The sequence below is a fragment of the Ruegeria sp. SCP10 genome (assembly GCF_040329495.1).
Lineage (GTDB): Bacteria > Pseudomonadota > Alphaproteobacteria > Rhodobacterales > Rhodobacteraceae > Ruegeria.
Window position 1 is genome coordinate 64,112 of record NZ_JBDZYF010000011.1, and the last position, 25,486, is coordinate 89,597.

A 25,486-nucleotide genomic window follows, 5' to 3' on the forward strand; every position below is an offset into this window, starting at 1 on the left:
GATGAACCGGATGTTCACTTGGGCTGAAGCCGGGCGGATCATCGTCCTGTTGACCGTCACTTTCGTGATCCTGATGCCGATCGCTGCAACCGTGCTTGGTGGTTTCAAGACCAACGGTGAATTGCGGGTATCGCCATTCGGCATTCCCGAGACCTGGCACTTTGAGTTTTACGGCGAGATTTTAGGCAGCAAGCAGTTCTGGATCTATCTCGGCAACAGCTTTCTGATTTCGGTTCTGACTGTGGTGCTGACACTTTTGCTGGGGTCAATGTGTGCCTTCGCCTTCGCCCAGACCCAGTTCTTCGGATCACGTTTCCTTTTTGGCTATCTGTTGTTGGGGTTAATGTTCCCGGTGGCGGCCGCAATCATGCCGCTGTTCCTGACAGTCCGTGATCTCGGGCTGCTGGACACGGCATGGGGCGTGATCTTGCCTCAAGTTGCCTTTGGTCTGGCCTTTTCGATCATGTTCTTTCGGACCTTTTTCAAGGAGATGCCCGCCGAGCTGTTCGATGCGGCCCGAGTGGATGGCTGCAGTTACATCCGGTTTTTCTTTACCTTTACCTTGCCGCTTTCCACCCCGATCCTTGCGACCATTGCGGTGTTTGTCTTCGTGCAAAGCTGGAACAATTACCTCTTGCCGCTGATCATGCTGAATGATCGCGATGGCTATACCTGGACCCTGGGCGCGATGGATTTCCGCGGTGAATACGCGGCCGAATGGAACCGAACGCTGGCCTTTGTTTCAGCGACGCTGGCACCGGCAATTGTCTTCTTCCTAGCGGCACAGAAGTACATTGTTGCTGGCCTGACAGGCGGGGCGGTCAAAGGATGAACTTGCAAATTCAAAACCCGATCTTGCCAGGATTTCATCCAGATCCGTCGATCTGCCGGGTCGGTGACGATTTCTATATCGCGACCTCAACATTCGAATGGTACCCGGGCGTGGAAATCAACCACTCGAAGGATTTGAAGACCTGGCAATTGGCCGCACGCCCGCTGGACCGGAAAGCCCTATTGGATATGCGTGGTAATCCTGATGGTTGCGGGGTTTGGGCCCCGGCGCTGTCTTATGCTGAGGGGTTGTTCTGGCTGATCTACACCGACGTCAAACGCTACGACGGCAATTACAAGGACACCCATAATTACCTAACCACAGCGCCCTCTATTGAAGGGCCGTGGAGCGATCCGGTCTACCTGAACTCCTCGGGTTTCGATCCGTCATTGTTTCATGATGCGGATGGGCGCAAGTGGCTGGTCAATATGGGCTGGGACTATCGTGGTGCGCATGGGCCGCGCCATGGCGGATTCTTTGCGGGCATACTGTTGCAGGAGTTTGACCACGTCAAAGGCCAGTTGGTTGGCCCAGTTCATCGGATCTTCGAAGGCTCAAACCTGAAGTTCACTGAGGCGCCGCATCTGTTGAGCCATGATGGACGCTATCACCTTTGCACAGCCGAAGGTGGGACCGGATATGATCACGCGGTTACCTATGCTCGCGCCGACAGGATCGAAGGGCCGTATGAGTTGCACCCGCACGCCCATGTCCTGACGGCGAAAGACAACGCCGCGGCCCCGCTGCAGCGTATCGGTCACGGGCAGTTGACAAAGGATCAGGATGGACAGGTCTGGCACACGTTTCTGTGCTCCCGACCTTTGCCAGGGTCACGGCGGTCACCACTTGGGCGCGAAACCGGCATAGCCCGATGTTTCTGGCAAGATGATGGCTGGCTCTATTGCGAACCGCCGGAATTTGATGATCGAACCGACGACAACGTCGAAGACCAGCACGAGTATTTCTTTGACGGGCATTTGCCCGGCGATTTTCAATGGTTGCGGACTCCGGAAGCTGACAGGATTTACTCACTGAGCCAGCGCCCGGGTCACTTGCGTCTTATTGGCCGGGAGAGTGTAGGCAGTTGGTTCGAGCAGGCCCTCATTGCCCGACGACAGACGGGCTGGCACTACACCGCCGAAACCGAAATCGACTTTCAGCCTCGTGACGAGCAGTCGATGGCGGGTCTGATCGCATATTACAACCGCTTTCAGTTTCACTACCTCTACCTGGCCGCCGACGATGGCGGGCAGCGCCGGTTATCGATCCAGTCCTGCAACGGTGACTGGCCCGAAGCAAAACTGACCTTCCCAATCGACATGGGGCTTCTGGTTCCCGATGGACCGCTCGAACTGGGCGTCGATGTCGACCAAAGCGATTTGCAGTTCCGTTGGCGGGCTCAAGGGGAAGACTGGGTCGAAGTCGGGCCAAGACTGGACGCCTCTTTGCTCTCGGATGAGGCGGGTCGCGGAGAACACGCAAATTTCACCGGCGCCTTCATTGGAATGGCTGCCCAAGACATAAGCGGCCGGGCACATCCTGCAGATTTCCGCCGCTTCTCGTATTGCAACAGGAAAGGATGACCGATGGCTGAAGTTCATCTGAGCAACGTAAAAAAGACCTTCGGGTCTGTCGAAGTTATTCCGGATTTGTCGCTGACAATTCCTGACGGGAGTTTCAGCGTTCTCGTCGGACCCTCCGGTTGCGGAAAATCAACGCTGCTGCGAATGATTGCTGGGCTGGAAAACGTGACCGATGGCTCAATACATATTGGCGGCGAGGACGTAACCCGCGCAAAACCGTCTGACCGTGGGATTGCCATGGTGTTTCAAAGCTACGCGCTGTATCCACACATGAGCGTTCGCCAGAATATCGGGTTTGGTCTGAAACTGGCCAAAACCCCCAAGGTAGAGATCGACCGCCGGGTCGAAGAGGCCGCCGAAATCCTGCAGCTCGGTCCGCTTTTGGAACGTAAACCACGCCAACTGTCGGGCGGCCAAAGGCAACGGGTCGCCATCGGGCGTTCGATCGTACGCAAGCCCAAGGTCTTCCTGTTCGACGAACCTTTGTCCAATCTTGATGCGGCGCTTCGCACCCAGATGCGTGTTGAGCTTGCGGAACTACACGCCAAACTCGGCGCGACGATGGTCTATGTCACCCACGACCAGGTCGAAGCGATGACGATGGCAGACCAGATCGTGATCATGAAGGACGGTATAATCCAACAGGTTGGCCGCCCGATGGATCTCTACAACGCGCCGGGTAATCCGTTTGTAGCCGGATTCATCGGCTCGCCCAAAATGAACCTGATCGAAGGCCGCATCGCGGAAGCCCGAAAATCCAGGATCCTTGGCGTGAGACCAGAGCATATCGACGTGTCACCTGACGCCGGCGAATGGGAAGGACGGTTGCGATATGCGGAACACCTGGGATCCGACACGGTCGCCTATGTCGATAGTGAAAGTGTGGGCAGCATCACCGTGCGCCTTCCGGGTGAGGTGCCAATCTCGACCGGGGACAAGATTTTCATGACGCCACGGGCTGGAAACATACACCTGTTCCATGCTGACGGCGCAGTTGAGCGGGCCTGAACATGACAAAAGTTTGTGTGACCGGAGGAAGCGGCGGTGCGGGCAATGCCATCATTCGCGATCTCCTCGCGAAAGGCTACGACTGCCTGAATCTCGATATAAATCCGCCGAATGAAGAGCTTTGCCCCTTCGCTCAGCTCGACATGACCGACTATGACGCGGTTCTCGAGGCAATGACGGGTAGCGACATGCTTGTGCATATGGCCGGCAACCCGCATCCCGACGAAGATCATCGCGGTGCGGCCGATCGATTTGCTAACAATACCGTGGCCTTGTTCAACGCCTTCAACGCGGCTGCAGCACTTGGTATCAAGCGCATTGTTTGGGCGAGCTCGGAAACTATCTTCGGGTTCCCCTTTATCGAGAACCAGCCGCCCGAGGTTCCTCTGACCGAAACCGCGACGCCGGCGCCCCAGACGGGCTACGCCGTGTCCAAGGCGGCTTCGGAAACCATCGCTGAGCTTATGGCTGAGATGCATGGCATGACCATTATCGGATTGCGACTATCCAATGTTCTTTACGACGATGTCGCCGCAGTGCCGTCTTTCCAGAAGATCCCAGGCTACTGGGACGATCTCAACAGCCGCAAGTTTAATCTTTGGGGCTACATTGACTGCCGCGATGCCGCGCGGGCCGTGCGGCTGGCATTGGAGGCAGACCTGTCCGGGGCCGAGGTGTTCAACATTGCCGCCGTCGACACGATCATGAAACAGCCAAGCCGGGAACTGGTCGAGCAAACCATGCCTGAAGTCAAAATCCATCACGGCCTGACCGGTCGCCACGCAATGCTTGACTGCAACAAGGCGCGTATCCTGCTGGGCTGGGAGCCGGAATACACGTGGTCTTCCATATTGGAAATCGATCCGAGCGCGACTAACAAGGATGATGCATCGTGAAGATTACTGACATCAAAACCCATTTCCTCAAAGAGTGGCGCACGCTTCTGATTGTCGTAGTCGAGACCGACGAGGGCATCTACGGGCTCGGTGAAAGCGGGCTAACCAGCCGAGAATACGCCGTCGAAGGTATGATCCGCGACCTGAAAAGCCTGTTGATTGGTCAGGATCCGTTCAGGATCGAGCATCTTTGGCAGACGATGTGGCGGTCTGGCTTTCACCCGTCGGGCCAGGTGCTATCCAGTGCGATTGCCGCTATTGATTTAGCGCTACATGACATCAAGGGTAAGGCTCTGGGTGTGCCGGTTTACGAGTTGCTGGGGGGCTCAACACGCGAAAAGGTCCTAAGCTATTGCCATATCGGGGGCGATACGCCTCAAGAAACACTAGAAGCCGCCCGAAATGCTGTTTCGGAAGGCTGGAAAGTGTTGAGATGGGAGCCCTCCTACAAACCAGATATGGTCATGCGCGGGCGTTGGGCCGTGGACAAGGCAATCGAGGAGTTTCGATTGCTTCGTGCAGAACTCGGGCCCGATATAGAACTGGTCTTCGATGCGCATACAAAACTCACACCTACGGAAGCAACCTATTTCTGCCGTCAGGTTGAAGAGTTCCGACCCATGTTCGTCGAGGACCCGCTGCGATCGGAGTTTGCAGAAGGCTACACTGGGTTGCGACAACAAACTTCCGTGCCGCTCGCTGCTGGTGAGCAACTGGCAAATAAATGGCAATTTCGTCCCTTTGTGGAACAGAATCTTATCGACTATGCGCGCATCGATCTGTGCATTGCCGGTGGATTGACCGAAGCGAAAAAGATCGCTGGCCAGTGTGAAACTCATATGATCGATCTGGCGGTTCATAACCCCATCGGGCCGATTTCCACCGCCGCCTGTCTGCACCTCAACCTCAGCAGTCCCAACGTGTTGGTTCAGGAACTGCCAAGGCGGCCCGGTGAATGCGTCCCGGATTTGATTGCTACCGATCAGATTTGGGAGGATGGATGGCTAACCTGCCTAGGCGAACCGGGGTTGGGTGTAACTCTGCAGGCTGAAGCGCTTGAGAACTATCCCTTTACCCACGAACACTTGCCGATCCTCAAACGAAAAGATGGATCTTTCGCAAACTGGTAACTTCCGGAGAAACCGATAATGCTCAAAGGGCAACATCTGATCGCGGGTCAATGGACCGGCGGAGAAAACACTTTTTCCAACGAACCGATTTCCAACGCGCAGGATAAGTTTGCAGCCGGGACAGTTGCGCTGATTGACCAGGCTGCAAGGGCGGCTGAAGAGGCGTTTTGGACCTTTGGCTGGGCTGACACGGCCAAGAGGGCTGCCTTTCTCTGTCGAATTGCTGACGAAATCGATCGTCGGGGATCGGAAATCACGGAACAGGGCGTGAAGGAAACCGGGCTGCCTGCAGGGCGTCTCGAAGGAGAGCGCGGACGAACGGTTGGGCAACTCAAACTCTTTGCAGACCACATTGAAAAGGGCGATCACCTTGACTTGCGTTATGATCCAGCCTTGCCGCACCGGACGCCAATGCCGCGTCCTGACCTGCATCTCATTCAGCGCCCGATCGGCCCGGTGGCGGTATTCGGCGCTTCGAACTTCCCGTTGGCATTTTCCACTGCGGGTGGTGACACTGCCGCCGCGCTCGCTTCCGGCTGCCCGGTTGTTGTCCGCGGGCATTATGCCCATCCGGGTGTATCAGATTTAGTCGCCCAGGCCATTGATGCGGCGATCAAGGCTTGTGATATGCCTCCCGGTGTCTTCAGCCTGATTCAAGGTGGTGGACTCGAAGTCGGTCAGGCATTGGTTCAGCACCCGTCCATCAAGGCGGTCGGGTTCACCGGATCGCATCGCGGCGGGCGTGCGCTTTTTGACCTGTGCGCCGCAAGACCCGAGCCGATCCCGTTTTTCGGAGAACTCGGGTCAGTCAACCCGATGTTTCTATTGCCGAACGCAGTGGCGGCCAAGGGACAAGACATTGCGACTGGCTGGGCGGCCTCGCTGACAATGGGTGCAGGGCAATTCTGTACAAATCCCGGCGTGGTCGTGCTGGTCGACGGAGATGAGGCGCCGACATTCATCAATGCCACAAGCCAGGCACTCAGAAGGGTCGACCCGCAAACCATGCTCACTTCCGGTATCGCGGCATCCTACGAGACCGGTTCCGAGCGTCTTACGGCCAATGGACTAGTTCAGGAACTTCTCGCAAGCACCTGCGGCCCACGACAGGCCGCGCCCCAGCTCTTCCAGACCACGGCGCAACAGTGGCTAGCCAACGAGGCGCTTGGCGAAGAAGTCTTCGGCCCGCTGGGATTGATTGTCATTGCAAAGAACACAAACGAAATGCTGGCGGTCGCAAAGTCGCTCAAGGGCCAGTTAACCTGCACGATCCACATGGACCGAGGCGATAACCAACTGGCAGGTCGCCTCTTGCCGGTTCTGGAATGCAAAGCTGGAAGGGTGCTGGTCAACGGATTTCCCACGGGCGTCGAGGTCTGTGGCAGCATGGTACATGGTGGCCCATATCCTGCCACTACAAATTTCGGGGCAACCTCGGTTGGAACCCTTTCGATCCGCCGCTTTCTGCGACCGGTTTGCTATCAAAATGTGCCTTCCGACCTGTTGCCGGTGACGTTGGAATGACTCCTCCTCCAACCGCGTTAACCGTCCCTGCCGTCAATGAGGTCGGCGATCATCTTGTTCTGCTTCAGCATGTCGGCCATCCGGTTACGCGCGGCCCCGGAATCCCTCGCGGCGATAGCTTCGGCAACAAGAATATGCTTGCGGCGAGAGACCTTCTCCTCAGGAGCCACTTGCGCTCCAGTTGGATACGAGAACTGCAGCAACGCCAGGATAAAGCCCTGCATTTGGCGCAACATGACGTTGCCGGTTGCCTCAAGGATAGTTGCGTGAAACGTATAGTCCGCCGCAATCATCCCATGCGGACCGGACTTGTCCAGACTGATGTGCTCGGCTGCGCGCAAAATTGTTTGCCGCTGTTCGGCGGTCGCGTTGATCGCCGCCAATGCCGCAGCTTCCGGTTCCACGATATACCGCAACTGTGTACAGTCGCGGTACACGCGTGTGGCCGCAGGACTCGCCGGGTCATGCCAGCTGATCACGTCGGGGTCCATCAGGTTCCAGCTTTCAAACGGCAGAACTCGGGTGCCATAGCGTCGCGCCGTACGCACCATGCCTTTTCCGGAGAGAACCTTCACTGCATCGCGGACAATGGTCCGCGAAACCCCAAGAAGTTGTGCCAGATCCGCTTCTTTCGGAATGGTCGCGCCAATCGGAAACTCGCCTTTGGCGATCTTCGTTCCAAGCGTGTTGACCGCACTTTTCGCGGCACCGGTCGGCAATTCGGAGAGATATATGTCCGGAATCGTGAATGGTGGCTGCGATGCAATGTTCATTGTGGTTCCCTCATTTCTAGATGCTATCTGAAAGAAGAAGATGTTGCCAGCCCGTTTCACCCTGATCCGCGAAAGAACGACGACAACATGGCAGGGCAATTCCACGACTCGGGAGTTCAAATCCCACCAAACGACGAACAAGGAGACACTTAATGAAATTCTTTGCTGATACAGCAATCATTGAAGATATCAAAGATCTAACCGCGTTTGGTTTGCTTGACGGCGTTACCACCAATCCCTCTCTGATCGCCAAATCTGGCCGGGATTTCAAAGAAGTGATCGCGGAAATCTGTACCGTCGTTACCGGACCGGATTCGGCAGAGGTCGCTGCTACTGACTTCGACGGGATGGTGGAGGAAGGCCGACATCTGGCCAAGATCGCCGACAACGTTGTGATCAAGCTGCCCCTAACGCTTGATGGCTTGAAAGCATGTCGGCTATTTGCATCCGAAGGTATCGAAACCAATGTGACACTGTGTTTTTCGGCCAATCAAGCGCTATTGGCGGCGAAGGCTGGTGCCACCTATGTATCGCCATTTGTTGGCAGGCTTGATGATCAGAACATCGATGGGATGCAGTTGATCCGTGAAATTCGAACGATCTTCGACAATTTTGAATTCGAGACAGCAATCCTGGCAGCTTCTGTTAGAACCGCAAATCACGTGAAGGACGCAGCAATTGCTGGCTCAGATGCCGCAACCGTGCCTCCGCAAGTTATCAAAGCGCTGGTAAACCACGCTTTGACGGACAAAGGCATAGACCAGTTCACGAAGGACTGGGTCGCAACCGGTCAAACAATCCTCTGACTTTAGCTTCGCAACACCAAACTTCGTCTTACGAACCAGGAAGACCAGGGAGCCATACCAATGAAACTTCTTCGTTATGGGCCAGTCGGCGCTGAAAAACCCGGACTGCTGGATAACCACGGTCAAATCCGTGATTTGTCCAATGTCGTCGAGGACATCGCCGGAGAAGTGTTGAGCGATATGAGTCTGGAGGCCCTTCGGACCATAGTCCCTGCGAACCTTCCCATTGTAGAAAGCAATCAACGTATCGGTCCCTGCGTCGGGCGGGTAGGTAAATTCCTTTGCATCGGGTTGAATTATGCCGACCACGCCGCTGAAAGCGGCCTGGAGTTGCCGGAGGAACCAGTGATTTTCTTCAAGGCGAACTCGGCAATTGCCGGCCCAAACGATGACGTGGTGATCCCGCGCGGATCCGTCAAAACCGACTGGGAAGTCGAATTGGGCGTGGTGATAGGCAAAGAGGCAAAATATGTGCCGGTCGAGACAGCGCTGGACCACGTTGCAGGGTACTGCGTGGTCAACGACCTGAGCGAGCGCGACTTCCAATTCCATCGTTCCGGACAATGGACCAAAGGCAAATCCTGCGATACCTTCGGACCGATAGGTCCTTGGTTGGTCACCCGGGACGAGGTTGCTGATCCCCAGGACCTGGATTTGTATCTTGAAGTCAACGGTCGCCGATTTCAGGATGGGTCCACAAAGACGATGCATTTCGACGTCGCCACTGTGATCTCCCACCTCTCTCAATTCATGAGCCTGCAACCAGGTGACGTGATTTCAACCGGCACGCCTCCGGGCGTGGGCATGGGACACGACCCAGAGATTTATCTGAAACCGGGTGATCAGATAGAGCTGGGTGTGACGGGCCTTGGTGTGCAAAGACAGATTGTGTCTGCCGGGCGAGTTGATTGATGTTTTTGTTGGAACACCTCCTCGGCAATCGACCATTTCCCGTGGTTCAACGAGGTGGCGGTTCCCTGAGAAGGGTGTTACGTGAACCAAGCTTTAGTTGAGTTGGGTATGCTACCGAACCAATTCCAACCGGGGCGCGGTCGGATTTGCGACAATGGCACAACGAGGTCAGTAGTGCGTCTACACTTTCCAAGCCGCCATGAATGCCCCTTCTACGTCTGTGGCTTTCACAAGGCTGCGACCTTCGCAGATCACTCTGCCACCCGTCGAAGTGCAGCTGGCCCAAAGATCGACCAAATGCTTGTCGTCCCGCAAGCGGATGATTTCGACCTTGGCGGTCAAAGGCTGGCCAACTGGCGCTGGGGCTTTGAAACTCAACTCTTGTTTCAGGTAGTTCGTGCCCGATCCGGGCAATTCCACCCCAAGCAGGTAAGAGAACAAGGCCGCGATCAACGGCTCCGGCACCTCGGTGACCTCGGCCCCGCTGAGGACTGAAAAAGCCGCCAAATCGGCAGGGGTGTAAGTGCGAGTGATTTGGGCCGTCTGACCGATGCTCAGCATGAAATTTCCGCCTCGCCAAGCAGGCATTCAGCACCATCAGCTAATCGAATTACGCGCATCTCTACCAGCCCGGGCGCTTTTTCCGTGATCTTCAGTTCAAGTTCCTCTTCGGTGAACGCCGGGTTTGGGAACATCAGCTTTTGGCTGACCTGCCGGATCGCAGAATTGTCGCGTTTCAACATCCCCCAGAGCTTTGTGTAGATCAGCATTCCATGGCTGACCGTTCGCCCAAAGGTGGTCGTTGCGCAAAAGGTTGGATCCACGTGGATGGCGTTATTGTCTCCCGAAACGGCGGCAAAGGCATCGAATTCTGCCTGGGTTGGGGTCCAACTTTCTTGCAACTCAATCACTGTGAAACCCCTCTCGCAGGTCCGGTTTGCGGATTTTACCAGCGGCCGTGCGCGGAAAATCGTCAACGATGCGTAGATGAGCCGGGACCTTGTACCCAGCCAGACGTTCCCGGCACCAATCAAACAAGGTTTCAGGCTCAAGCGTTTCTCCGGGGCGCAGCATGACAAAGGCGGCTCCGGTTTCGCCCCATTTCAGATCCGGCACACCCAGAACAGCGCTTTCCAGAATGGACGGATGGGCATTCAAAATCCGCTCAACCTCGGCCGGATAGACGTTCTCGCCACCCGAGATGAACATGTCCTTTATCCGGTCCACGATAAAATAATACCCGTCAGCATCACGTCGCGCGACATCGCCCGTGCGCAGCCAGCCGTCTTCGGTGAACGTCTTTTCGGTAGCCGAAGGGTTGGCATAATATCCCGGCGTGACACCCGGTCCACGCAACTGCAATTCCCCTGAACCTTCGGCGCCGACCACCACACCGTCCAACCGCACCTCGACTAGGCTTTGCGGTTTGCCGACCGAGCCAATTTTTTCTGCCGCATGGGCGCTGTCCATCAGAAACACCGTGGGACCGGTTTCGGTCATACCCATGCCGTTCAGGACCTTGGCCCCCCTTTTTGCGAAAAAATGGATTAAAGGTTCCGGCAGTGGCGCGCCCCCGCATCCGCAGCAGATCGAGGACCAATCAATCTGATCGATGTCGGGGGACAAAGACAAAGCCTGATAGACGGCAGGAACCGCAAAGAACTGATTAATCTGGCCGCTTTGCAACAGGGGATGGATCGTCTCGATGTCGAATTTTGGCAAAACTGTTGAACACCCGCCGGTCAGAAAAATCGGCAATGTATAAAGATTGATCCCGGCGGTATGAAACAACGGCAGGAAACACGCCGCGCGATCCTTCGAGGTGATGTCGATGGCCTGCCCAATGTTAACGGTATTGGCCCAAGCCATACGTGCTGTTTGGATCACGGATTTTGGCAGACCGGTCGTCCCGGATGTAAACAACAGATACCAGGGGCGCTCTGCCGGGATCGGAGCCGTCAGGGCGGCACCCCCCTGAGTGATCCAGTCCGCCACGTCTCGTTCCAGTGTAAGGACGGGCGCGCCAATTGCTTGACCCAGCCCATGCGCCGTGTCTGCAAAATCTGCGTCGGTCAAAAGCAGCGATAGACCCACTTGTTCAACCGTATCCACCAATTCCGCCACCGGTTGACGCCAATTGAGAGGGCACAGGATCGCCCCCGTTTTTTGGCAGGCAAAAAGCGTGATGAAAAACTCGGTTCGGTTGTGGCACAGGATGGCGACCCTGTCGCCTTCGACCAACCCGCGTGCGCGAAACCCTGCGGCTACGGCGTCGGCGGCTGCGTTGATTGCCGCAAAGCTCCAGTTGCGCCCGGTCGCGGTGTCATGAAAAGCCACATCCGCAGGGCTCAGCTCGGCCCGTTTGGCGGCCATATCTGGAATCACGTCGAACATCACAACTATCCCGTTTCCTGCAGAAACACAGCCATGCGCGACAGGGTCTCTTGTCGCCCGATGAGCTTCTGAAATCCTGCCGCTTCAGCATCCAGCCCGGCTTGCACCGTGGCGCGCCGCGCCTCGGTCCAAATCATGGATTTGGTGGCCAGGGCCGACCCTGTTTCTATCCCGCCCAACTCGGCCAGTGCCCGCATCTCGGGATCAGCATCCACAGCTTGCACCAGACCCATGGTTTCAAGCCTGTCGGCGCCATGACGGGCATTGGTCATAAGCCAGCTTTGCGCGTGCCCTGTCCCAATCAGCTCGGGCAAAAGCGCGGTCCATCCTCCGTCTGGGGCAAAGCCCATGACGCCGTAGTATGGTTGAACAAAGGCACCCGGCGCGGCGGTGACAATATCGGATGCAAAAACAAGGCCCGCTGATCCACCGGTTGCCGCACCCTGAATGGCCGAGGCAATGACAACCGGCAGACTGATCATCCCCAGGATCAGCTTTTGCAGTGCGGGCACTACGGCGTCGGCATAGGTTGCTGCGTCGCCACGCTGCGCAGCGTCAAAAAAACGACCGACATCGCCCCCGGTTGAGAAGTTTCGCCCACCGGTCATCAGCGCCTTTTTGCAACCCGAATGCTCCAGCGCATCAAAGGCATGGTGCAATTCCTGCAACAAAGCAGGTTCAAGGGCGTTGGCTCGTGGCGCTTGCATCCGAATGCGGAAACAGGGTTCGTCATTTTGCAGCGTTAGCTGATCGCAGACAACCAGTTCACTCATGGTGCCAATCCGTTGCATATGAACTTGTGAGCTTCATCCACGACCCTCTCAAGATCCACGTCGTCTTCCCAAAGTACGAACCGTTCCCCCAAGGTTTTGGCCACGCCCATCAGCGCCCAGGCCCGAATTTCGGCATCCCCCGGCGATATCTCGCCTTTGGCGACGGCCTGATCCAGCTGATCGGCATAGGCTTTGCCAAACTCGGTGTAATACTCCCGATAGGCTTGCGGATCGACAAAGCGCGCTTCTTCAACGATGCGGTATTGCATCGGACGATCCCGAACAACGGTCAGGTAGGCCATCAAACCGGCCCGTTCGGATTCAAGCCGGTTTTTCGCTCCGGCCACACGTTCCGCAGCCTGCGCACGTGTGGCGTGGCCCATTTCCTGTACAAGCTCGCGAAAGACCTCATCCTTGCCCGAAAAATAGATATAGAACGTGCCCAGTGCGGTTTGGGCGGCGCGGGTGATATCAGCGATGGACGCAGCTGCAAAACCCTGTTGACCGATCACCTTTTCAGCCGCGGCAAGGATCTGTGCCCGGCGCTCGATCCCGCGTTTTGTTTTGGGTTTGGCGTTTGTGGCTTTGGTCATTGGCTTACTTCTTGGTCCTGGTGTTGCATTGCCAGCCTTTCTGCCGCAACAAAGCCGCGCAACGCATCACAAAAAGCGTCAGGTTCTTCTAGATGTGGCGAGTGTCCGGAATTCGCAAAGCTCTGAATACGCGCATGTTTAGCCTGCGCAGCGGTCCAGCGCGCGACCTCGGGCCGGTACAATCGGCTTTGCGCTCCGGCGCAGATCAGATAGGGGATGTCGATTCTTGAGATGGTGTCCCGCTCATCCATCAACTTGAGTTCCTCCCACATCGGTTGTAGGTGAACCGGGTTTTGCGACAGCAACAACGCTTGGATTTCGCTGCGGCTGAGTGTGGGGGAACTGTCGGGCGCAAACATCAAATGCGCAATGCCCCCCGCCATATTCTGCCAATCGGGGATGATCCGGTCTGCAGTTGCCTGAATCGAAGCCGAGCTCTGACCCAACAGCCCAAGGTCCCAATTCGGGCCCGGCATCATGCGTGGGCTCATGTCGATGGTTACCAGCGCACGCAGTGCAGAGGTTCCGTTCTGGTACACGTATCGCCAGGCGGCTCCTGCCCCCATCGACCAGCCCACTAGAATGGGTCGGTCCAATCGGTCGGTCCAGTGTTTGGCGACGGCTGCGCAGGCGTCCAGACTGGAGACCGCCTTGCTATGCTTGCCGTGACCGGGCATGTCCGGGGCGTGGCAGTCAAAATCTGACCCCAGGCGTCGGGCCAGGTCATCAAACACCGCCCCGTTCATCGCCCACCCGTGCAAAAAGACGACCGGCACAGTCATGAAGCACGACGCGCGCGCAATCGGCCCACGATACCTGTCGGGAAAAAGTAGACGCTGAGGATAAAGAGGATACCCAACCACATCAGCCAGCGGTCCGGGTCCAGCAGATCGGGGATCAGCGGCAGGGCCGAGGTGGCCTCGGACGCGGTGCCCATCAGGTTTTGCAGGTAGGTCTGCGCCAGAATGAACAAGGTTGCGCCAATCACCGCGCCGTACATCGTGCCCATACCGCCGATCACCACCATCAGCAGAATGTCGAGCATTATCTCAAAGCTCAGCGTGGTGTCCGGCCCGACATAGCGCAACCAGATGGCAAACAGGCTGCCCGCCAGCGCCGCGGTCGCAGCCGAAAGACAGGTCGCCACGGTGCGATACCAGACGACCCGGTATCCAATCGCCTCGGCCCGAAAGTCGTTCTCGCGGATCGCTTGCAACACGCGGCCAAACGGCGAGTTTACGATGCGCAGCAACAACAGGAACAAGATCAGCGCCGCAAAGAACACCAGATAGTAGTTAAGTATCTTGCCGCTGATACGTGTGCCCAAGAAATCTCCCATGCGGTTGGCCGAGGTCAAAACCCGTGGGATCTTATAGGTCAGCCCATCCTCACCCCCGGTCAGCCCCGAGAATTGCGACACCAGAACCGCGACGGCCGAGGCCACGGCCAGAGTGATCATGGCAAAAAAGATCGCCCGCACGCGCAGGCTGAAGAGACCGATAAGCAAGGCCAGGACAACAGCGGCTAAAGCGCCCGATACCGACCCCAGCAGCAGCGCGTCAAAGCCGCGCCCCATATAGGTTGACGCCAACGCGACACCGTAGGCTCCCAAACCAAAGAACATCGTATGCGCAAAGCTGACGATGCCGCCGTAGCCGAGCAAAAGATCATAACTTGCCACCAGCAGGATAAAGATACAGATCCTGGCAGCCGTATCCAGCGCCCGCACCCCGTCAAAGATAAAGGGCGCGCCCGCAAGGCAAATCAGGATGACCAGCAGAATGGCCGTCAGGATGGCAGATCGCGGTTGATCTCCGGAAAGTAGTTTTACCAGCATCTTACTTCGCCTTCACTACGGGCATCATGCCTTGCGGCCGCCACATCAGAATTGCCGTCATCAGCGCAATGTTGGACACCAGCGCCAGTTTGGGTTCCAGAAAGGCCACGTAATTCTGCAACAGTCCCACCAGAAGCGCACCGATAAAGGCCCCTTCGACCGACCCCAGCCCGCCGATAATGGCCACGATGAAGACCAGAACCATCATCCTTTCCCCCATCCCGGCGGTAATGACTTCTTGGTACAGGCCCCACATCACGCCCCCCAGCCCGGCCAGAGCTGAACCGGCGATAAAGACACCTACGAACACCAGCCGCAGGCGATAGCCTAGCGCTTCGACCATGGGGCCATTTTCCACTCCGGCGCGAACGATCAGGCCGATCTTTGTGCGCCTCAGAACAACTCGCATGGCAACGAAAAGAACCAGACCGATCCCAACAGCCAGCAGGCGGTATTTCTCCATCGCAGCCCCGGCAAAAGTGACGGCACCTTTCAGGGTCTCGGGACGGTTGATGAAAATCTCGTCCGGGCCCCAGATCACATGGATCAACTGCTCGATAACGATCAAACCGCCGACGGTGACCAGAATCTGTTTCAGATGGGCACCATAGACCGGCTTAACGATGATCCGCTCGAACCCCCAGCCCATGATCCCTGTAACCGCCATCGCGGCAATCACCGCCAGCAGGACCGCAGACATGTTCAAAAGCAACGATGCCGCGCCCGTCCAGTCGCCCAGTGCAATCAGGACCGAAACCCCGACAAAAGCGCCAACCGAGACAAAGGCGCCATGGCCAAAGTTGATCACGTCCATTAGGCCAAATACCAGCGTCAAACCCGAGGCCATGATGAAGATCATCATCCCCATCGCCAGGCCGGACACCGTCAGGGTCAGCCAACTGGCCGGTGCCCCTATGGCAACGAAACCCAAAACCACCAGGATCGGGATCAACAGCAGTGGCATCGCCTCGTCCAGCCGTTCGGTCAGGCTGACATTGGCAAAGGTCGGTCTGTGATCGGGGGCTGCGGTCATGTCAATGCGCCTCCATGCTGAGACCCATCAAACGTTCTTGCAGGCCCTTGTTTTCGCTCAACTCGGCCATGACCCCGGTCCAGATCACCCGGCCGTCATCCATGACGGCGGCGCTGTCCCCAAGGGCCTTGGCAACCGAGAAATTCTGTTCGACCAGCAGGACAGAGGCCCCCTGAGCCTTCAGTTCGCGCAACGCCTGCGCCATGGTCGAGATGATGGCCGGGGCCAAACCTTTGGTGGGCTCGTCAATCAGGTACAATGCGCGATCTTCCGCCATTGTCCGTGCGATGGACAGCATCTGCTTTTGCCCACCCGACAGGTTGCCCGCCTCACTTTTCCAGAATGTTCCAAGCGCCGGGAAAGCGTTCAAAAGCCAGTCTTTTCGCTTGGGCTCCAGCTTGCCCGAAAGGCTGCCAAGCGCCATGTTCTCTTCAACCGTCAGATCGCTGAAAATCCCCATGTCCTCGGGGACAAAGCCGATACCTGCCCGCGCCCGTGCAAACACCGGCTTGCGGGTAATATCCTGACCATCATAGAGAATTTCGCCCGACTTTGCGGTCCATTGCCCCATGATGGTCTTAAGCGTCGTGGTCTTGCCGACGCCATTGCGCCCCAGAAGCATGGTGACCTGACCCCGTGGCACCTGCAGGTCTACGCCTTGCAGAATATGGTATTGCGCGATGTCGGTATGCACATCTTTCAATGACAGGATCAGGTCAGACATGGTCCAACTCCTTCCCCAAATAGGCTTCCTGAACAACGGCCGAGGCCATGACCTCCGCGGGGGCACCGTCAGCGGCCAATTCTCCATTGTGCAGAACGATCACGCGGTCCGCGAGGCTGCGAATAACATCCAGCTTGTGTTCGACAAGCAACACGGTGCGTTCCCGGTCCGCTTTGATCTCGGCGATCAAGTCGAGGATCACCGGAGCTTCGTCGACGCTCATCCCCGCGGTCGGTTCGTCGAACATGTAGACCATCGGGTCCAGACCGATCAAAAGCGCGACTTCCAACTTGCGCTGATCGCCGTGCGACAGCTCGGATACAAGCTGATCCTTTTGGGTGTCCAGCCGCACACGCTCCAGAATGGCCATCGCGGCTATTGTCAATTCAGATTGGCTGTCAGCCATGGAAAATAGGCCAAACCCTTTGTGACGTCTGGATTGGATCACAAGACGCACGTTTTCCAGAACCGACAGGCTGGGGAACAGGTTGGTCAATTGAAACGCCCGACCCAAACCGCGATCACACCGCTCGGCCACGCCCAACCGGGTAATATCCTCACCCATCAGCTCCACACGGCCTGAACTTGCGGGGATTTGTCCCGAAATCAGGTTGAAATAGGTTGTTTTTCCTGCGCCATTCGGACCAACGATTGCTGTCAGTTCACCCGCGTGAAAGCTGCATGAGACCGCGTCCACCGCCACATGGCCGCCAAAACGCACGGTCAGTGCTTCGGTTTGCAGAAGTGTCTGTGTCATGAATCTCTTCCCATATCCTCGGGGCAGCCTGTTGGACCACCCCGGCGTAGATAGGAATCACGCTGCCGTTTACTGGTTACGGACAGGGATGTTCATTTCGTCCATGCCGATTTCACGCACCAGCACCGGAACGCCATAATCTTTGCCGTCCTGCACTTCGGTTCGGAAATGGTACATGGGCTGCATGGCCTGATGATCTTCGGCGCGGAACTGCATGATGCCCTTCGGGGTTTCCCAGATCATGCCCTTCATCGCTTCGATTAGCGCTTCGGTATCGTCCGCGCCACCGGCTTTCTTGATCGCTTCGACAATCGCCAGACCAGAGGCCATGCCACCAGCGGTGAAGAAATCAGGCGGGCTGTCGAAGCGTTCGAAATGCGTTTTCACTAGCCAGTCGTTCACCGGGTTCTGTGGGATCTCGTAATAGTAGTAGGTCGCACCTTCCATACCTGGCAGTTCTTTGTAGGCCTTCAACGCGGCCAGAATGTTTCCGCCAGTTGCGATCTCGATGCCAAAGCGCTCGGGCTCCATCGCGTTGATCTTGCCCATCGGATTGCCGCCACCGGCCCAAATGATGAACAGCTTTTTCTCACCTTCAATGTCACCCATCTTGGTGAAAATCCGCTCGGCTGCAGCGGTGAAATCTGTCGTGTCGGTGGGCACGTATTCTTCATGTGCGACAGTCGCGCCCGTGGCTTCCAGCGCTTCTTTGAACGCCGCGACACCATCCCGGCCAAAAGCATAATCCTGCGCCAAGGTCGCGATGGTCACGCCTTCACCGCCCAGGGCAACTGCGTTTGCAATTGCGTCCTGCGAAGAGTTACGGCCCGTGCGAAAGATATAGGGGTTCCAGTTTGCACCGGTGATTGAGTCAGCTACTGCCGGTTCGACAATTAGAACGCGCTCGTATTCTTCGGCCACCGGAAGCATTGCCAACGCAACACCCGAGCTGACCGGGCCAACCGCGATATGCGCGTCATCGTCACCATAGGCCTCTTCCAGCTGGGCGCGACCGATATCGGGCTTCAGCTGCGTGTCTTTTTCGATCAGGACGATCTTTTCGCCATTGATCTCCATGGTTCCACCAGTGGCGTATTCCAGGCCCAGTTTCAGACCATTGTGCGACTGCGCCGCATAAGCCTCGAACGGGCCGGTTTTGCCATAGACATGGGCAATTCGGATTTCTGCAGAGGCTGCGGACGTCACTAACGCACCGGCAACCGTCAACGCAAACATGCGCAACATGGGGGCTCCTCCCTGTTTTCTTCCTGCCTAACATGAAACATGAATCAGTATTCATGTCAACTCATTTGGCAACCACAAATTTGGGAATAGTCGAGTCGAACACTTCTATGGCGCGGGCTTCATCCAAGTTCCCACTCGCAATGACACGTACGCCACCGATGGCCCCGATGTTCGATTGAGGGTTTGCGAACCTGTTTGTAGTAGTGGTCATTGACCGTATCGTTCGGGTCACTTTCAGTCTTAGCGAGCAGGTGCACCAGAAAGTCACGTAGAGGATACGAAACACTAGCAATGACAGTAGACAGTGTTGGTAATGCCGCGCGCAGAGGTCATGAAACCATAATCGTACCATATGGTTAAGCGGAGTGTGAGCCGGTGCGTAACCAGGCCGAACTCCGGTAGGACAAGATTTTATGCAAGAATTTGTCACACATCTCGCGATCTGGTTGTCTAAACTGATCAAATGACACGGACATAAGGCACAAAGATGAGCGACGTAACACATTCGCAGATCGAATTGGCACGAGACGGTGATGCCTTGGCACTCGAAAATCTAGTACGCGCGGTGCAAGATCGCGTGTACCGCCTGGCCACTCGAATGCTGGCCGATCCTATAGCAGCCCAAGATGCCACGCAGGAAATCCTGATCCGCATTGTCACAAAGCTTTCGACATATCGTGGAGACAGCAAGTTCGAGACCTGGGTTTACCGCGTCGCTACCAACTATTTGCTGACGGCCCGGAAAGTCGTCGCAAACGATCCCAGCCTGACATTTCCGATGTTCCTTGATGATCTTAAAGACGGCTTGGTGGATGAAACTCAGGCCGCGCCTGAAGATCACATCATGATCAACGAACTGCGCATTAGATGCACTATGGCGATGCTACTATGCCTCGATCGGGACCACCGCGCGGCCTATGTTCTGGGCGACATTCTCGAGCTGGAACACAGCGAGGCGGCAGAGGTCCTGGGTATCTCAAGCGCCAATTTCCGCCAGCGATTGTCGCGCGCGCGCAAAAAGGTGCGGGAGTTCACCGCATCAAGTTGTGGTTTGGCGGGTGGTTCCAAGGTCTGCAGCTGCCCGCGCCGATTGAGCAAAGCGATGGCATCAGGCCGCGTGGGCCGTTCACCGACGGCAGAACTCATCCACACCCCGGCTTATTCGGACGTCAAGACTTGGGCCCATCAAACCCAATCGAAGCTGATCACGGCCAAACTGCAGCGCGCCACTGGCCCACTGCGCGCCGTGAAGGATTTCGCTGTCGACATTCTACGGATTGTCGACCCGCCTGGCTAAGGCCCCCTCACCTAAACCCAAAAGGAGAATTTTATGAAACATGCACTTGCGTGGGCGACGACTCTTGCTCTCTCTCTTCCTCAAATCTTGTCAGCAGAAGGACAAAACGTGACACAAGATCAACAAGACGTGCTAGCCGCTGTGGAGCACATGACTCAAAGCTTCATGGACAACAACATCCCCGAAGTTATGGACAGCTATGAACCCAAGGCTACAGTGCTGTTCGAGCCGGCAGTGCCCATTACAGAGAATACAATGCTAAAAGAAATGTTCGCTGGTATGGCGGCGTTGAACCCGGTTTTTGAGTATCCGTCGGGTCACGATGTGGTCGTGAACGGCGATATTGCCATCCACATCTCACCCTGGACGATGGCTGGTAAAACGCAGGATGGACAAGCTGTGGCTCAAAACGGGCTTTCGATTGCGGTCCTGCGTCGACAGGAAGATGGCAGCTGGAAAATGGTTATCGACAACCCCCATGGCGCTCGTTTGCTGGCAACGAAGTGAGATTTTGCTGGGCAAGGCCTAGGTGGCCCTGCCCGGCCTCTGCCGCGGTAGAGGCTAGGACATCAACGTGAAAACCAATGCATCGATGACTTCAATGCCCCTGGCGTTCTTCATGCTTAGTTTTAGTGAACACGGCTGGTTTTTGAAAAGGATCAAAGACCGCTGTGTCTAACCTGCCTATTCGGACAAGTGTTTCTTCTATCTCTCAGACTACCTGTGTGTCTTTCATTTTCCGTTGAGCACTTCGCCGACCAAGTAGTTCATAGCCTCTTTGTAGACGTTCGGATCGCCCCCATAGGCGATCTCTAGCGCGGCGCGATCAAACGCAGCCGACAACAGATTGGTCAAAGCATCGATTCGCTTCGGGGAATGCTCAGGAAGAGCCCGCGAAAGCCCTTCACGAAGTTCTTCTGTTCCATTGGCCCGGGTCAACGCGACAGCGGTGCTGTGCCCTAATACCGCTGGGGCCTCTTCCATCAGGAGGCGTACTCGGCCTGGGACCAACATCGCTTCAAAAAAGGCATTCGATCCTGTCACCAGGGCCTGTTCGGGATCGGCCACATTGCGCGTTTCCTGGTCAATATGGTGTGAGATTGCTTTGGCCTCCTCTTCTGCGACGGCGCGGAAAAGGTCAGCCTTGTCCTTGAAATGATGATACAGCGCGCCTCGAGTTACGCTGGCCCTACGCACGATGTCTGGGGTTGCAGTATCGGCAAATCCCGAATTCACAAACAGTTCTCTGGCAGCCTCTACGAGTTTGGCACGCGTTTCGGCGCGTCGGTTTGCCTGGCTGCGTCGGGCGGGTTTTTCTGGGGGCAATACCAACAACTCCGATTGTCACAACAAATACCTTACATACATCTTGCATGTTTTTACAATTCGATGTTACATACACAGTGCATGTAAGTTAGGGAGATAAAGAAATGCGTGTTACTCAATATTACCCGGTCATTCAGTCTGAAACGGTTTCTGAAACGGCAGAGTTCTACAAACGTCACTTTGGCTTCCGCGCAGCATTCGAGGCGGATTGGTATGTGCATCTACAAAGTGAAGCGGATCCGTCGGTCAATCTCGCGGTCGTCCAGTCAGACCACGAGACGATCCCAGAGGTTTCCCGCGGTGCGTCTAAGGGTATGATCCTCAATTTTGAAGTCGAGGATGTCGACAAAGTGGACGAACGGCTTCGGTCGGAAGGCGTTCCGGTTGCTAAGTCACTTGTGAGCGAGCCGTTTGGCCAGCGCCATGCGATTTATCGCGATCCAAACGGGGTGCTGATCGATGTTATCACTCAGATTCCACCCTCAGAGGAATTCCTCTCGCAATATGCAGCCGACGCAGTACCGTCGTGATTCAGAATGTCCCAAGACCCAATGATTGATGAAGATTGCGCGATCGACCTAGGTCGCGCAATCATAGTCGACCAATACCACAATACTCAGTTCGCCGATCCTGCCGACGCGGGAAATAGTAATCAAGCGACGGACAACGAGATGCACCAAAACTCAAGGCACCTCACCATCACCCGATCATAAGGGTTTCGCCCACCTGCGGCAGAACTATTCTGGGAGCGGAAAAAACATCCGCCGCTTGCTCAATTTCTTTCCTAGCCCGCGTGTTGAAGGAGAACATACCCCAGTGGTGTGGGATCAGGATAGGAACATCTCTAGCTATCTCTATCGCTTCTTCTAGTGTGAAATTGCCAGGGATACCGTTCGCCAGCCGGATCGCATCCCGCCCGTTGACCGGCAAAAGCGCGATGTCTGGTGCAAAATGCCGTATGCGTTCGTCCAACCCCACAAACGGAATGCTGTCGCCAGAGTGATAGATCTTCAGTCCAGCTGCCTCGATCCCGTAGCCGAGAAAAAAGTGCTGCCCCAATTCGTCTCGTCGGAGATCTTCGTGGGCGGCAGGGAAAACGCGCAGCTTCAATCCTTCAAGCGGTGACAAGTCCTGATCCGCATCTGCCAATAGCAGATTGGCAAATGGGCCTATTTTTTGTTTGGCGGTATCCCGACAAGCGGCCGGAACCACAAAAGTCAGCTCAGGAAATCGCCGAAGCAAAGGCCCCAGTGTCTCTGGGTCCATGTGGTCTGTGTGAGAATGCGTAACCAGTACCAAATCCGGTTCCGGTAGGTCGCCCACAAGGACTGGCGCCGGCATCATGCGTTTGTGGTCGTTTTTTTTGCCCGTATATTTTCGGGCAAGGCTGTCTGAAAGGTAGGGATCGATCAAGACCGAGTGGCGCCCTGTCTCAATCCAAAACCCCGCCTGACCCATCCAAAAAAGGCCGGGCACGCCTTTTTTGGGAAACCCGGGGGTCCGTTCAATCAGCATCGGTCGACAGGACTTTCAGCAGATTGCTGACCGCGCGTTCCGTTGAGCGTTGTACAGATTCCCTGGTGAAGCCACCTATATGGCTCGTAAGGATGACACTTGGATGCGAAAGCAAACGTGAAGGTTCGGGTGGCTCAGCTTCAAAGACATCAGTTGCATATGTCCCAATCTGACCGCTATCCAACGCGTTCAACAAGGCCTCTACATCTACAAGACCGGCTCGAGCCGTGTTGACCAAAACACCGCCTTCTGCCATAGCCGCCAAATTCGCAGAGTTGACCAATGGGTTTCCATTTTTTTGCATCGGAGCGTGCAGGCTAACAACATCCGCGCCGTCAAAAACTGCATCAAAATTCTTGCGCCCGAAATTCTCGTGAATAATCAAGTCCTCCGGCGCGAATGGATCGAACCCATGGACCGCGGCGCCCAGCATCAGGCAGAAATCGACAAATTCGGCGCCAATTGCACCGAGCCCGATCACACCAACCTTTGCACCTTGAATTTCACGACCTATCCGTCGCGGCCAGTCACCAGATTTCATCCCGACGTGGGTCGGAACAACATTGCGCAGCCCGGCCATCGCTAGGGTAAGCGCCAATTCGGCGACGCCACGAGCGTTGGTAGCTTGTGCACGGCATACGGTGATGTCTTTGGCTTCCAGAATATGCATCGGTAGATTGTCTACCCCACTACCATTTCGGGAAATCGCGCGCAGGTCTGCTGCTGCTTCGATAGCTTTTTCCGAGACCGGTTCGACGCCAGCGATCCAGCCCACGCAGCCAGGTAGTACCCTGATCAGGTCAGATTCAGATGGTGTAGCTCCAGGAGTGGGGGTAACCAATTCAAAACCAGCCTTCAGCAATGGCTCAAGACCGGGATGCCCACCGCGAGAAAGAGACCGAGGCGTAACGAGAATTCGGCTCATAACACACGCCCCGTCACTTCGGCGGCGATCCGAGAGATGTCGTCGAATTTCGGACCACTCGTGGGGATGTCAACGTCAAACACCTCAGCAATAACCTGGGTCCAACCATGGATGAAATAGGTCCATCCGTCTTCAATTTGTAGCGCTTTTGCTTGTTGCTGAGCGTCGGCCTGATCCAGAAATACCAAATCACCGCGATAGTTCAGTTCCCAGACAACAGCTTTTTCAGGAAAAACTCCATCGATGGTCAGTGGCGATCCCGGCGCATCTTTCCCCAGGCCTGTCGCATTGATCACCAATGACTCGGGTTTAAGCCCCGCCATCACCTTATCATTGTCTTCCGGTGTGGGCGCCAGCACGTACTCGCAGGGCACATCGCTGCCGATCGTTTCGTGGATTTGCCGGATGTGATCCAGCCGCGCCTGCGACCGATTTGACACGACGATGCGGGTGGGCCGGTTACTGTTACGGCTTTCCTGCATCAGATGCCAAGTAAGCGCTATCGTGGAGCCACCTGCCCCCATGGAAAACACCTCGGCGCCCGTTTTGGCAAAATGCTGCTCAGGCAGGAACCCGTCAATCGATAGGCCGGATGAAATTGGATCCTTGGCATGACAGATCAATCGCCCATCGCGTTTTGACAAGCAACTTGTTTCCGCCATCAATTCGGCATGGGGATCGATCTCGTCGAACATATCCCGGGCGGCCGCAAACAGGTCCAGTTTGTGGGTGGTGACCAAAGCGCCTAGCGACAAAGGATCGTGTTTTAGGAACTGAACAACAGTGCGATAGTTATCGACAGTGTCATGCGGCACCAAATCGATCCCGCTCATTTCAACATCACCGAGACCCAGATACTTGGCCCATTCCGGAAAAACCTTCATGATCGAAGATTTTCCCGTCGTGACACCGATAAAGTGGAAGGTAGGCTTTGTAGCAGGTTGAAAGCTCATTTGACGCCCCGGATTTCCTTGACGCGGGCGACGGCCTGCGAGGCGTTGTCGCGGATTCTTTGCCAATTGCCTGCGGCAATGTCTTCGCGCCTAGCGATCCAAGTGCCCCCGACAGCGCGTACCTCGGGAATTGCCAACCAGTCGGGAAGGTTGTCCAATGTGACGCCACCGGTCGGGTTATAGCCCACACCTGTATGGCTGTAAGGTGCCGCGATGTTCTTCAGCATTTTTGGACCGCCCGCAGGCATGGCGGGGAAGAACTTGACCATCTTGCAACTAGTGCGCAGCGTAATCTGAAGATCACTTGGCGTCATGATCCCGGGAGCAAAGGGTAAACCTTTTGCAGCGGCATGGGAGAGTACCGAAGCGTCAACCCCCGGGGCCAGACCAAACTGAGCACCAGCGGCTTGCGCCGCATCCAGTTGCTCTTCTGTTAAAACTGTTCCAGCACCGACCAGAATGTCAGCCCGATGTGCCGCTATAGCCGCGATTGCATCTGCCGCGGCCGCGGTGCGGAAAGTGATTTCCGCAATCGGTAGTCCACCGTCCAGCAATGCATCCGCTAGCGGTAGAGCATCTTTTTCATCGTCTATTGCGATGACCGGCACAACGCCATAACTGGAAAGCGCGTCAAAAATCGCCATAGTAAA

29 protein-coding genes are annotated in these 25,486 nt (G+C 56.1%); 11 read left to right on the top strand and 18 right to left on the bottom strand.

Annotation, left to right across the window (positions count from 1 at the left end):
• The first annotated feature begins 1 nt into the window (after position 1).
• From ABLN87_RS18270 to ABLN87_RS18295, 6 genes are read left to right on the top strand one after another with little or no spacing between them, the layout of a single operon-like run.
• Positions 2-832, top strand: coding sequence for a carbohydrate ABC transporter permease (locus ABLN87_RS18270; protein WP_353013020.1), 831 nt, complete (start codon positions 2-4; stop codon positions 830-832).
• Entirely contained in the window at positions 829-2,415 is a 1,587-nt protein-coding gene (locus ABLN87_RS18275) for a glycoside hydrolase family 43 protein (RefSeq protein ID WP_353013023.1), read from the top strand. Before ABLN87_RS18270 ends, ABLN87_RS18275 begins: the two co-directional genes overlap by 4 nt.
• Before the next feature lie 3 nt (positions 2,416-2,418).
• On the top strand, positions 2,419-3,423 hold the full coding sequence (locus ABLN87_RS18280; RefSeq protein ID WP_353013026.1) for an ABC transporter ATP-binding protein: 1,005 nt from the start codon (positions 2,419-2,421) through the stop codon (positions 3,421-3,423).
• A 2-nt stretch (positions 3,424-3,425) separates the two neighbouring features.
• Positions 3,426-4,319, top strand: coding sequence for an NAD-dependent epimerase/dehydratase family protein (locus ABLN87_RS18285; protein WP_353013029.1), 894 nt, complete (start codon positions 3,426-3,428; stop codon positions 4,317-4,319).
• On the top strand, positions 4,316-5,449 hold the full coding sequence (dgoD, locus tag ABLN87_RS18290; protein ID WP_353013032.1) for a galactonate dehydratase: 1,134 nt from the start codon (positions 4,316-4,318) through the stop codon (positions 5,447-5,449). The genes ABLN87_RS18285 and dgoD overlap by 4 nt, the downstream gene beginning before the upstream one ends.
• An 18-nt stretch (positions 5,450-5,467) precedes the next feature.
• Positions 5,468-6,973, top strand: a complete 1,506-nt coding sequence (locus tag ABLN87_RS18295; RefSeq protein WP_353013035.1) for an aldehyde dehydrogenase (NADP(+)) — start codon at positions 5,468-5,470, stop codon at positions 6,971-6,973.
• Positions 6,974-6,990: 17 nt separating this feature from the next.
• On the opposite strand, the gene ABLN87_RS18300 is transcribed toward ABLN87_RS18295, so the two are convergent.
• Positions 6,991-7,746: a FadR/GntR family transcriptional regulator gene (locus tag ABLN87_RS18300; protein WP_353013037.1), complete on the bottom strand. Its 756-nt coding sequence runs from the start codon at positions 7,744-7,746 to the stop codon at positions 6,991-6,993.
• A 152-nt stretch (positions 7,747-7,898) separates the two neighbouring features.
• On the opposite strand from ABLN87_RS18300, the gene fsa reads away from it, so the two are divergent.
• Together fsa and ABLN87_RS18310 are read left to right on the top strand one after the other, a co-directional pair.
• Positions 7,899-8,552 (top strand): fructose-6-phosphate aldolase, encoded by a 654-nt coding sequence (gene fsa / locus ABLN87_RS18305; protein WP_353013040.1) that lies wholly within the window; start codon positions 7,899-7,901, stop codon positions 8,550-8,552.
• A 60-nt stretch (positions 8,553-8,612) separates the two neighbouring features.
• Positions 8,613-9,464: a fumarylacetoacetate hydrolase family protein gene (locus tag ABLN87_RS18310; RefSeq protein WP_353013042.1), complete on the top strand. Its 852-nt coding sequence runs from the start codon at positions 8,613-8,615 to the stop codon at positions 9,462-9,464.
• 180 nt (positions 9,465-9,644) lie between these two features.
• On the opposite strand, the gene ABLN87_RS18315 is transcribed toward ABLN87_RS18310, so the two are convergent.
• The 12 genes from ABLN87_RS18315 to ABLN87_RS18370 all read right to left on the bottom strand — a co-directional run bounded on the left by ABLN87_RS18315 (position 9,645) and on the right by ABLN87_RS18370 (position 19,031).
• Complete coding sequence (locus ABLN87_RS18315; protein ID WP_353013045.1) at positions 9,645-10,025, bottom strand: phosphate acetyltransferase; 381 nt, start codon at positions 10,023-10,025, stop codon at positions 9,645-9,647.
• Entirely contained in the window at positions 10,019-10,375 is a 357-nt protein-coding gene (locus ABLN87_RS18320) for a MaoC family dehydratase (protein ID WP_353013048.1), read from the bottom strand. Before ABLN87_RS18320 ends, ABLN87_RS18315 begins: the two co-directional genes overlap by 7 nt.
• Positions 10,368-11,858, bottom strand: a complete 1,491-nt coding sequence (locus tag ABLN87_RS18325) for an AMP-binding protein (protein ID WP_353013051.1) — start codon at positions 11,856-11,858, stop codon at positions 10,368-10,370. Before ABLN87_RS18325 ends, ABLN87_RS18320 begins: the two co-directional genes overlap by 8 nt.
• A 5-nt stretch (positions 11,859-11,863) precedes the next feature.
• Entirely contained in the window at positions 11,864-12,631 is a 768-nt protein-coding gene (locus ABLN87_RS18330; RefSeq protein ID WP_353013053.1) for an enoyl-CoA hydratase/isomerase family protein, read from the bottom strand.
• Positions 12,628-13,224: a TetR/AcrR family transcriptional regulator gene (locus tag ABLN87_RS18335; RefSeq protein ID WP_353013056.1), complete on the bottom strand. Its 597-nt coding sequence runs from the start codon at positions 13,222-13,224 to the stop codon at positions 12,628-12,630. The genes ABLN87_RS18330 and ABLN87_RS18335 overlap by 4 nt, the downstream gene beginning before the upstream one ends.
• On the bottom strand, positions 13,221-14,006 hold the full coding sequence (locus tag ABLN87_RS18340) for an alpha/beta fold hydrolase (RefSeq protein ID WP_353013059.1): 786 nt from the start codon (positions 14,004-14,006) through the stop codon (positions 13,221-13,223). Before ABLN87_RS18340 ends, ABLN87_RS18335 begins: the two co-directional genes overlap by 4 nt.
• Positions 14,003-15,061, bottom strand: coding sequence for a branched-chain amino acid ABC transporter permease (locus tag ABLN87_RS18345; RefSeq protein WP_353013062.1), 1,059 nt, complete (start codon positions 15,059-15,061; stop codon positions 14,003-14,005). The genes ABLN87_RS18340 and ABLN87_RS18345 overlap by 4 nt, the downstream gene beginning before the upstream one ends.
• Before the next feature lies 1 nt (position 15,062).
• Entirely contained in the window at positions 15,063-16,094 is a 1,032-nt protein-coding gene (locus ABLN87_RS18350) for a branched-chain amino acid ABC transporter permease (RefSeq protein WP_353013065.1), read from the bottom strand.
• A gap of 1 nt (position 16,095) precedes the next feature.
• Positions 16,096-16,818 carry an ABC transporter ATP-binding protein gene (locus ABLN87_RS18355; RefSeq protein WP_353013068.1) on the bottom strand — a complete coding sequence of 241 codons (723 nt, stop codon included), beginning with the start codon at positions 16,816-16,818 and terminating at the stop codon, positions 16,096-16,098.
• Positions 16,811-17,575, bottom strand: coding sequence for an ABC transporter ATP-binding protein (locus ABLN87_RS18360; protein WP_353013071.1), 765 nt, complete (start codon positions 17,573-17,575; stop codon positions 16,811-16,813). Before ABLN87_RS18360 ends, ABLN87_RS18355 begins: the two co-directional genes overlap by 8 nt.
• Positions 17,576-17,644: 69 nt before the next feature.
• The gene (locus tag ABLN87_RS18365; RefSeq protein WP_353013073.1) at positions 17,645-18,820 is read right to left on the bottom strand and encodes a substrate-binding domain-containing protein; all 1,176 of its coding nucleotides are present in this window, start codon (positions 18,818-18,820) and stop codon (positions 17,645-17,647) included.
• 61 nt (positions 18,821-18,881) lie between these two features.
• On the bottom strand, positions 18,882-19,031 hold the full coding sequence (locus ABLN87_RS18370; protein ID WP_353013076.1) for a hypothetical protein: 150 nt from the start codon (positions 19,029-19,031) through the stop codon (positions 18,882-18,884).
• Positions 19,032-19,307: 276 nt separating this feature from the next.
• On the opposite strand from ABLN87_RS18370, the gene ABLN87_RS18375 reads away from it, so the two are divergent.
• Entirely contained in the window at positions 19,308-20,117 is an 810-nt protein-coding gene (locus tag ABLN87_RS18375; protein WP_353013079.1) for an RNA polymerase sigma factor, read from the top strand.
• Between the two features lie 33 nt (positions 20,118-20,150).
• Positions 20,151-20,624, top strand: a complete 474-nt coding sequence (locus ABLN87_RS18380) for a YybH family protein (protein ID WP_353013082.1) — start codon at positions 20,151-20,153, stop codon at positions 20,622-20,624.
• A gap of 225 nt (positions 20,625-20,849) precedes the next feature.
• Here ABLN87_RS18380 and ABLN87_RS18385 read toward each other — a convergent pair whose 3' ends face one another.
• Positions 20,850-21,443 carry a TetR/AcrR family transcriptional regulator gene (locus ABLN87_RS18385; RefSeq protein ID WP_353013085.1) on the bottom strand — a complete coding sequence of 198 codons (594 nt, stop codon included), beginning with the start codon at positions 21,441-21,443 and terminating at the stop codon, positions 20,850-20,852.
• 104 nt (positions 21,444-21,547) lie between these two features.
• Between ABLN87_RS18385 and ABLN87_RS18390 the strand changes: the two genes are divergently transcribed.
• Positions 21,548-21,973 (top strand): VOC family protein, encoded by a 426-nt coding sequence (locus ABLN87_RS18390; protein ID WP_353013088.1) that lies wholly within the window; start codon positions 21,548-21,550, stop codon positions 21,971-21,973.
• A 169-nt stretch (positions 21,974-22,142) separates the two neighbouring features.
• On the opposite strand, the gene ABLN87_RS18395 is transcribed toward ABLN87_RS18390, so the two are convergent.
• From ABLN87_RS18395 to eda, 4 genes are read right to left on the bottom strand one after another with little or no spacing between them, the layout of a single operon-like run.
• The gene (locus ABLN87_RS18395) at positions 22,143-22,958 is read right to left on the bottom strand and encodes an MBL fold metallo-hydrolase (protein ID WP_353013091.1); all 816 of its coding nucleotides are present in this window, start codon (positions 22,956-22,958) and stop codon (positions 22,143-22,145) included.
• Positions 22,948-23,883, bottom strand: coding sequence for an NAD(P)-dependent oxidoreductase (locus tag ABLN87_RS18400; protein ID WP_353013093.1), 936 nt, complete (start codon positions 23,881-23,883; stop codon positions 22,948-22,950). Before ABLN87_RS18400 ends, ABLN87_RS18395 begins: the two co-directional genes overlap by 11 nt.
• The gene (locus ABLN87_RS18405) at positions 23,880-24,836 is read right to left on the bottom strand and encodes a shikimate dehydrogenase (protein WP_353013095.1); all 957 of its coding nucleotides are present in this window, start codon (positions 24,834-24,836) and stop codon (positions 23,880-23,882) included. The genes ABLN87_RS18400 and ABLN87_RS18405 overlap by 4 nt, the downstream gene beginning before the upstream one ends.
• The gene (gene eda, locus ABLN87_RS18410) at positions 24,833-25,480 is read right to left on the bottom strand and encodes a bifunctional 4-hydroxy-2-oxoglutarate aldolase/2-dehydro-3-deoxy-phosphogluconate aldolase (protein WP_353013097.1); all 648 of its coding nucleotides are present in this window, start codon (positions 25,478-25,480) and stop codon (positions 24,833-24,835) included. Before eda ends, ABLN87_RS18405 begins: the two co-directional genes overlap by 4 nt.
• Positions 25,481-25,486 lie beyond the last annotated feature (6 nt).